2 protein-coding genes are annotated in these 2,525 nt (G+C 71.9%); one reads left to right on the top strand and one right to left on the bottom strand.

Features of this window, described 5'->3' with window-relative positions; translation table 11 throughout:
• Positions 1-352: 352 nt before the first annotated feature.
• Complete coding sequence (locus ACZ5NJ_RS37705) at positions 353-1,360, bottom strand: stage II sporulation protein M (RefSeq protein ID WP_468771298.1); 1,008 nt, start codon at positions 1,358-1,360, stop codon at positions 353-355.
• Between the two features lie 112 nt (positions 1,361-1,472).
• Here ACZ5NJ_RS37705 and ACZ5NJ_RS37700 point away from each other — a divergent pair, with 112 nt between their 5' ends.
• A complete protein-coding gene (locus ACZ5NJ_RS37700; protein ID WP_468771296.1) occupies positions 1,473-2,438 on the top strand; it encodes an RDD family protein in 966 nt (321 codons plus the stop codon).
• Positions 2,439-2,525: the final 87 nt, after the last annotated feature.

Below are 2,525 nucleotides of genomic sequence, written 5' to 3'. Positions count from 1 at the left end.
CTCGGGCTTTCCTCCGGGCTTTCGTTCTGTTCAGAGTCTATCAGATCTTTTCGGACCCGATTTCCTCTGCGCTTTCCAGGTTCTTCGCTTTCGCGTTTTCCCTTTCCGGCGGTTCCGACTCTATCAGAAGTTTTCCACCGGATTTCCCGGCTTCAGTTTCCTGATTTAGAGCTGGATGTGCCCCAACGGAATGCAATTCCTTGGATTCTGGGGGCGAAGAAGACTTTAAACCATCGCTGCCGAACTTGTCCAGTTCGAGGCAACCGTTCGAATCTACCTCCCCGCTCCAGGTGTGTCAACACCCTTTGCGGGACGACGAGGAGACTAGCAGCTGAACGGCCTGCTCCGCACATCACGCCGCTGTCGGCAGCGCCGCCGTCTGGTCGGCCTCCTCCACGTCGCCCGCCTCCCCGGCGCGCGACGCGCGGCCGCCCAGGACGAAGACGTACGCGAGGAAAGCGGCCTCCGCGGCGACACCGATGGTGATGCGCGCCCAGGTCGGGAGGCCCGACGGGGTCACGAAGCCCTCGATCAGGCCCGACACGAAGAGGACCACCGCCAGGCCGATGGCCATGCCGAGGGCGGCGCGGCCCTGTTCCGCCAGGGCCGCGCGGCGGGTGCGGGGGCCGGGGTCGACGACCGTCCAGCCCAGCCGCAGGCCCGTGCCGGCGGCGACGAAGACCGCCGTCAGTTCGAGCAGGCCGTGCGGGAGGACCAGGCCGAGGAAGACGTCGAGGCGGCCCGCCGAGGCCATCAGGCCCAGGCCCACCCCGAGGTTGGCCATGTTCAGGAAGAGGATCCAGAGGACCGGGAGGCCGAGGAAGGCGCCCAGGACCAGGCAGACCGCGGCGGCCTGCGCGTTGTTCGTCCACACCTTCGCGGCGAAGGAGGCCGCCGGGTGGCTGGAGTAGTACGTCTCGTACTCGCCGCCCGGCCGCGTCAGCTGCTTGAGCTGTTCCGGGGCGGCGACGGCGCCCTGCACCTCCGGGTGGGTGGCTATCCACCAGCCGATGAGTACGCCGAGGGCCGTGGAGAGGAGGGCCGTGGGTATCCACCAGCGGCGGCTGCGGTAGACGGCCGCCGGGAAACCCGCGGTGAAGAAGCGGGCAGCGTCGCGCCAGCTCGCCCGGCGGGTGCCGGTGACGGTGGAGCGGGCCCGGGCCACGAGCTGGGTGAGGCGGCCCGTGAGCAGCGGGTCGGGGGCGCTCGACTGGATCAGGGAGAGGTGGGTGGCGGTGCGCTGGTAGAGGGCGACGAGTTCGTCGGCCTCCGCGCCGGTGAGCCGGCGGCCACGGCCGAGGAGCTGTTCCAGGCGGGCCCACTGCGCCTGGTGGGCGGCTACGAAGACGTCGAGATCCATCCGGTTGTCGCTCCCCTGCCCCTGGCCCCGCCCGATACGGCTGCTTCTCCTGCGGCCAGCTTGGCAGACTGGGGTGCACAGGGGCGGGTCAGGTCGGTGAAAGGTGCATCCGGTGAGCGGTCTGGTGACGGGGGACGCGGTCGTCCTGGGGCTGAGGCCGGCACGGCTGCCGAGCCGGGCGCTGGCGGTGCTGCTCGATCTGGTCGTGTACTTCACCGGGTACGTGCTGGTGTCCTTCGCGCTGCTCCTCGCGACCGCCGGGCTCGACGATGCCGCGCAGGCGGCCGTCGCGGTGGCGACCCTGCTGCTGGTGCTGGTCGGGGTGCCGATCGCGGTGGAGACGCTGAGCCACGGGCGTTCGCTGGGGAAGCTGGCGTGCGGGCTGCGGGTGGTGCGCGAGGACGGCGGCCCGATCCGGTTCCGGCACGCGCTGGTGCGCGGGGCGATGGGGGTCGTGGAGCTGTTGATGACCTTCGGGACGGTCGCCTGCGTCGCGTCGCTGGTGTCGGAGCGGGGGCGGCGGCTCGGGGACGTGTTCGCGGGGACGCTCGTGGTGCGGGAGCGGGTGCCGGGGGCGCGGGTGATGCCCGTGCCCCCGCCGCCGCCGTGGCTGGCCGGTCGGTTCACGGGGCTGGACCTGTCGGCCGTGCCGGACGGGCTGTGGCTGGCGATCCGGCAGTACCTGACGCGGATGAACCAGTTGGATCCGCACACGGGCGCGGTGATGGCGGCGCGGCTGGCGGACGACGTGGTGGCCCGGACGGGGGCGCCGGCTCCGGCCGGGGTGCCGGCGGTCGCGTTCCTGATGGCCGTGGTGCACGAGCGGCAGTCGCGGGACGCCGCCCGGGCCTTCGCCTCCGGTGGGGTGGCGGGGCAGGTGCCGGTGGGCGGGGCCGCTCCCGCGCCCGTGGCGTACGGGGGGATGCCGGGGGTGGCCTCCGGTGTGCCGGTTCCGCCGGTGGCGGCGCCCGTTCAGCCCGGGCAGCCGGCTCAGCCCGCTCAGCCGGTTCAGCCCGTGCGGGCCGAGGTGCCCGTCGAGCCCGCGCCGCGTGCCACCGGGTTCGCGCCGCCGGCCTAGACGAGTAATTCCGAAGTCTTCGGGCGCATGAAGCGAGGGTCTCGTTGGTTCGTTTGTGACGACAAACCTGGAGACCCTCGCGACTGC

Source organism: Streptomyces sp. NPDC032091 (assembly GCF_055580265.1).
The sequence above is the reverse complement of the archived record's forward strand: the minus strand, read 5'-3'. Positions and strand labels throughout refer to the sequence as shown.